This is a genomic window from Streptomyces alkaliphilus (genome assembly GCF_014141535.1).
Classification (GTDB): domain Bacteria; phylum Actinomycetota; class Actinomycetes; order Streptomycetales; family Streptomycetaceae; genus Streptomyces; species Streptomyces alkaliphilus.
On sequence record NZ_VKHT01000350.1, the window covers coordinates 1 to 4,836 of the forward strand.

A 4,836-nucleotide genomic window follows, 5' to 3' on the forward strand; every position below is an offset into this window, starting at 1 on the left:
CGGGAAGACCCCCCAAGAGGCGCTTGAGGGGTCTCCGTGGCGATGGGGGAGTGGCTCAGCCGGGGTCGAGGTCGCCGTCGCGCAGGGCGGTGACGAAGTCGGTCCAGCCGGCGAGGGCGAGGTGCAGGTGGGGCCCCCGGGGGTTCTTGCTGTCCCGGACGGGGACGACGCCCCCGGCCCGCACCCGCCCGGGCGCCCACTCGACGCACTGCCCGCCGTTGCCGCCGCTGTAGGTGGACTTGACCCACTGTGTGTGCCGAGGGTCGATCGTGACGCTCATCTGGCGTGATCCTCCATGACCTTGCGAATCAGGGTCAACGACTCCTGCTCGGAAAGTGCCGTCATGCGCAGTCTGTCGAACATGGCGACGGCAGAGGCCACCACCCCGGCACCGTCCTCGACTTGGCCACCATGGGTGGCTGTCTCGGTGTAGACAGTGTGGGGCTGACCGTTCAACGAGAGCAAGGTGAATGGAAGCTCGGCGGGGGAGGCACCTGCCGAGAAGGGAAGCACCTGAACGGTGATGTACGGGGACGCCATCCGCTCGGCCAGATAATCGAGTTGGTCGATGATGACTTTGCGCCCGCCGACCTCCGCTCGCAGTACCGCCTCATGGACGATGACCCACAGGAGTGGCGGGTGCTCGCGATCCATGACCGCTCGCCGTAGAAGTCGGGTTTCGACCTTCTCCCCGATCTGCTCGTCCGTCTCGTGCGGATGGGCCGCACGGAAGACGGCAGCCGCATACTCCGGTGTTTGCAGCAAGCCCATGAGGAATGTGCACGAGTAGTCGGTCACGGCGCTCGCCGACTCTTCCAAGGCGACGTAGGGGACGAACCAGTCGGGATGCCCTCGCTTGCTGAGCTTGGCCCGGAGGCGGGTGTAGACCCCGGGGGTGCCGGCCACGCGATCCATGGCCGCCGCGAAGGCTTCCGAGGCGAGGACACTCCCGTTCTCGACCTTGCTGACCTGAGCCTGTTGATAGTGCAACTTCTCGGCGAAGGCGCTCTGGGAAAGTCCCAGCACCCCTCGGAGGGTTTTCGCTTCCTCGCCGAAGTAGGCGGCGCCGTTCGCGGGGCCGTGACTCCGGCCGGTTCCTTCGCCCATGCGTGCATCTCCCTCGGATTCCGGTCCCGTTGGAATGGGCTCACCCCTATCCGAGAGTACGCCGATTCCGTAATGGTGGAGGCACGGAAAGTGAACATCCGTCCCCGCGGGGGACGGACCGGTGTGATGCGGAGTGGCCGGCATGACGAGAGACGAGGATCACGGGCCCGTGGGCGACGAGATCGAGGAAGCCGAGGCGGTGTGCGACGGGTTGGAGGACGCGCTGAGGGCGCACGGCATCACGCTGCCGTCCCTGTGCGTGGACGCGGGCCCCGCCGCCCATACGTTGGCCTCGGTCGCGCCGCCCCTCGTCGATCTTGGGCGGTGCAACGTGGAGACGGCCAGGGCCCTGACGGCCGCTCTCGCCCCCGGCGCGGCGTCGGGGGCGGCCCGGTGAACGAGGTGCTTCCGGTGCCCGCCCCGGCCCCCGATGGAGAGGAGGACCCCGCCGACGCGCCTCCCGGTCTCGCCGAGTTGGGCGAGCGCTGGACTGCCCTGAGCGCTCGCATCACGGAGCACCTCCGCACCCTGGACGGCGACGGGTGAGGGATGCGCTGCACTCCCGGGTACCGGAGCTTCGCATGGCGCACGGGAGGCGACTCGGGTGCGGTAGTCGACTGCTGCACGGTCTCCGGCCGTGCCGGTTCATGGGCACGGAAGGGTGAACACTCGAAGGCAAGTTCTGTCTAGCTAAATTTGACTTTATAAGTCTAGCATTCTTAGACTTCAACTTTTGAAGCATGGGGATTTGATCAAGAAGATCAGGGAGGCGGCGAGGGGCAAGGCTCTCCCCTTCCACAAGAAGCGCCGGAAGGGGAGTCATGAGTACTGGACCTGTGGTTTCACGCCCGTGGTCATCCCTCATCATCGCGAGATCAACGAGATCACGGCTGAATCGATCTGCAAGCAATTGGAAGATGAACTCGGAGAGGGGTGGTGGCGATGAGTGTCTATCGCGTTACGGCGCGGCGTGTCGGTGAATGGTGGGCTCTTGAGGTACCGGAACTTCCGGGAGTCTTCACTCAGACCAAGCGCTTGGACCGAGCCGAAGAGGTCGCCCGGGAGGCAATCGCCCTGATGCTGGACGAGAGCTCCGAAGGGGTTGCGGTCGAGGTCGAGCCCGTACTTCCGTCGGACGCGCGGGATGCTCTGGCAGCGATGCGCGAGGCGCAGGAAGAGGCGCGCAGGGCAGCGGAACGTGAGCGGGAGGCAATGCAGCGCGCCGCGGCCGTTCTCACGGAACAGCTGAGTCAACGGGATGCGGGGCGTTTCCTGGGGGTGTCCTTTCAGCGGGTCCATCAACTCGTGAAAGCGCATGACATGACGGCTCGTGCCCGGTCCTCACGGCGAGTGGCCGGGCCCCGGGACAAGACTGCGGCCTCCGGGCATCGTCGGAAAGCGGCGGACCACTCGGGAGGAACGGCGTAGTTCGAAGCATTACGAGGTTTTCGGGCGGAGATTCCCGGGCACCGTCCCGGCTCCGCCCGGCCGTTCGCCGGCCCGGAACGACGAACGCCCCCGTCGGGACGGGGGCGTTGCCCGGTGCGGTGCCCGGCGGCCGGCCGGGGCCGGTGCGGGCTTTCCGGGGTCGGGGGCGCGGTCTCAGACGTTGACGCCGTAGTCCTGGGCGATGCCGACCAGGCCGGAGGCGTAGCCCTGGCCCACGGCGCGGAACTTCCACTCGGCGCCGTTGCGGTACAGCTCGCCGAAGACCATGGCGGTCTCGGTGGAGGCGTCCTCGCTCAGGTCGTAGCGGGCGATCTCGGTGCCGCCGTTCTGGTTGACGACGCGGATGTAGGCGTTGCGGACCTGGCCGAAGTTCTGGCCACGGGCCTCGGCCTGGTGGATGGAGACCGGGAAGACGATCTTGTCGATCTCCGGGCCCAGGCCGTCGAGGAAGACGTTGATCTGCTCGTCGTCGCCCTCGCCCTCACCGGTGAGGTTGTCACCGGTGTGCTGGATGGCCTGGTCGGGGGAGGCGAGGTTGTTGTAGAAGACGAAGTGGCCGTCGGAGACGACCTTGCTGCCGGCGTCCACCGCGATGGCGCTGGCGTCCAGGTCGAAGTCGGCGCCGGTGGTGGTGCGGGTGTCCCAACCGAGCCCGATGGTGACGGCGGTCAGACCCGGCGCCTCCTTGGTCAGCGAGACGTTTCCGCCCTTGGTCAGGCTCACGGCCATGCCATACCCCTTGTGTCTCTGTGTCCTTGTGGTCCTGCGTGGTCCTGCGTGGTCCTGCTCGGGTGTCGCCTCAGGGCCTCGCCGGTGTCCGCCGGCGCGGAGCGGGACGGGCGTCCCGTGCCGCCCCGGCCCTTCGCGGACGACGTTACCCGCACCGATTCCAACGTCGGGTGAGGTCGGCGAGGTTCCGCCCCGGACGGACGCGTTGGCCGAACCCCATCGGCCCGGGGCCGAAAGGAACCGGGTGTGATCGGCCGGTGCCGGCCGGTCCCGGGGTGACACGGGGTGAGGGGACGGGCGGCGGGAGGAACGGCCGGATAACCGGGTGCGTCGGCGGCCGTCGACGGGGGATCATGGGGGCATGTCCGAGCCCGTCGTGATCCGAGGTTCGGTCGTCCTGCCCGAGTCCGAGTTGCGGTGGCGCTTCTCGCGGTCCTCCGGGCCGGGCGGCCAGCACGTGAACACCACCGACAGCCGGGTCGAGGTGAGTCTCGACCTGGCGGCCACGAGTGCCCTGCCGGAGGTGTGGCGGGAGCGGGCGCTGGAGCGCCTGTCCGGTCGGCTGGTGGACGGCGTGCTGACGGTGGCGGCCTCCGAGCACCGTTCGCAGTGGCGCAACCGGGAGGTCGCGGTGCGGCGGATGGCCTCGCTGCTGGCGGAGGCGACGGCCCCGCCGCCGCGTCCCCGGCGGGCGCGGAAGGTGCCGAGGTCGGTCAACGAGCGGCGATTGCGGGAGAAGAAGCGGCGCGGCGACACCAAGCGCGGCCGTTCCGGTGGGGGCTGGGACTGACCGGTGCCCGACGGGCCCCTGTCCCGGGCCCGACCGGCCCCCGGGGCGGAAGGTCGGTGTGCCGTCCCGGTGATCACCCGGCGCGGTCGGTCAGTCCAGGCCGCGGTAGCGGCTGCGGAAGTAGGCCAGCGGTCGGGCCTCGGAGGCCGGCAGGTCGGTGTGCAGGACCCGCCCGATGAACAGGGTGTGGTCCCCGGCGGCCACCCGTTGCTCGGTGCGGCACTCCACGACGGCGAGCGCGCCGTGCAGCAGGGGCGCGCCGGTGTGGTCGCCGAGGGTGTGGGGTGTCTCGCGGAACAGCAGGCGGTCGCTGAGCCGGCCCTTCATGGCGAAGCGGCCCGCCAGGGCGCGCTGGCCCTCGGCGAGCAGTGAGGCCGCCCACAGGTCGGTGCGGCTGAGCACCTCCTCCATCCGGGAGTCGGTGCGCACGCTGACCATCACCAGGGGTGGATCGAGGGAGACGGAGAGGAACGCGGTCGCGGTCATGCCGATGGGCGCGCCCATCGGGCCGTCGTCCTCGTCGTGCGCGGTGACCAGGACGACGCCGGCGGCGAGGCGGGCCATCGCGGCACGGAAGTCGTCGGCGCTCACGTTCCCGGTCGTCCGGACGGGGGCGTCGGCGGGATCGGGTGCGTCGGTGGGGGCCGCGAGTCGGGTCGCTTCGCTGTCGAACACACCAAAACGCTAACCGCCCCGGGGGGTCCTCCGCATGGGACCGGGGTCGGGACCGGGCCCGGGTCCGGGGACGGAGACCCGGGGGA

At 69.6% G+C, this 4,836-nt stretch carries 8 protein-coding genes; 4 read left to right on the forward strand and 4 right to left on the reverse strand.

What is annotated here, in order from left to right; genetic code table 11:
- Positions 1-55: 55 nt before the first annotated feature.
- Both FNQ90_RS12755 and FNQ90_RS12760 read right to left on the reverse strand, forming a co-directional pair.
- Positions 56-280, reverse strand: a complete 225-nt coding sequence (locus FNQ90_RS12755; protein ID WP_182606485.1) for a DUF397 domain-containing protein — start codon at positions 278-280, stop codon at positions 56-58.
- Positions 277-1,107 carry a helix-turn-helix domain-containing protein gene (locus FNQ90_RS12760; RefSeq protein WP_182606486.1) on the reverse strand — a complete coding sequence of 277 codons (831 nt, stop codon included), beginning with the start codon at positions 1,105-1,107 and terminating at the stop codon, positions 277-279. Before FNQ90_RS12760 ends, FNQ90_RS12755 begins: the two co-directional genes overlap by 4 nt.
- A 142-nt stretch (positions 1,108-1,249) precedes the next feature.
- Between FNQ90_RS12760 and FNQ90_RS12765 the strand changes: the two genes are divergently transcribed.
- The 3 genes from FNQ90_RS12765 (at position 1,250) to FNQ90_RS12775 (ending at position 2,053) form a co-directional block, all read left to right on the forward strand.
- Complete coding sequence (locus FNQ90_RS12765) at positions 1,250-1,504, forward strand: hypothetical protein (protein WP_182606487.1); 255 nt, start codon at positions 1,250-1,252, stop codon at positions 1,502-1,504.
- Positions 1,501-1,653: a hypothetical protein gene (locus FNQ90_RS12770; protein WP_182606488.1), complete on the forward strand. Its 153-nt coding sequence runs from the start codon at positions 1,501-1,503 to the stop codon at positions 1,651-1,653. The genes FNQ90_RS12765 and FNQ90_RS12770 overlap by 4 nt, the downstream gene beginning before the upstream one ends.
- Before the next feature lie 202 nt (positions 1,654-1,855).
- Entirely contained in the window at positions 1,856-2,053 is a 198-nt protein-coding gene (locus tag FNQ90_RS12775; protein WP_182606489.1) for a type II toxin-antitoxin system HicA family toxin, read from the forward strand.
- A 656-nt stretch (positions 2,054-2,709) separates the two neighbouring features.
- On the opposite strand, the gene FNQ90_RS12780 is transcribed toward FNQ90_RS12775, so the two are convergent.
- Entirely contained in the window at positions 2,710-3,285 is a 576-nt protein-coding gene (locus FNQ90_RS12780; protein WP_143621687.1) for a TerD family protein, read from the reverse strand.
- A 361-nt stretch (positions 3,286-3,646) separates the two neighbouring features.
- Here FNQ90_RS12780 and arfB point away from each other — a divergent pair, with 361 nt between their 5' ends.
- Entirely contained in the window at positions 3,647-4,075 is a 429-nt protein-coding gene (gene arfB / locus FNQ90_RS12785) for an alternative ribosome rescue aminoacyl-tRNA hydrolase ArfB (protein WP_182606490.1), read from the forward strand.
- Between the two features lie 90 nt (positions 4,076-4,165).
- Here the strand turns inward: arfB and FNQ90_RS12790 are convergent, their stop codons facing one another.
- Positions 4,166-4,666 carry a flavin reductase family protein gene (locus FNQ90_RS12790; RefSeq protein ID WP_407699355.1) on the reverse strand — a complete coding sequence of 167 codons (501 nt, stop codon included), beginning with the start codon at positions 4,664-4,666 and terminating at the stop codon, positions 4,166-4,168.
- Positions 4,667-4,836 lie beyond the last annotated feature (170 nt).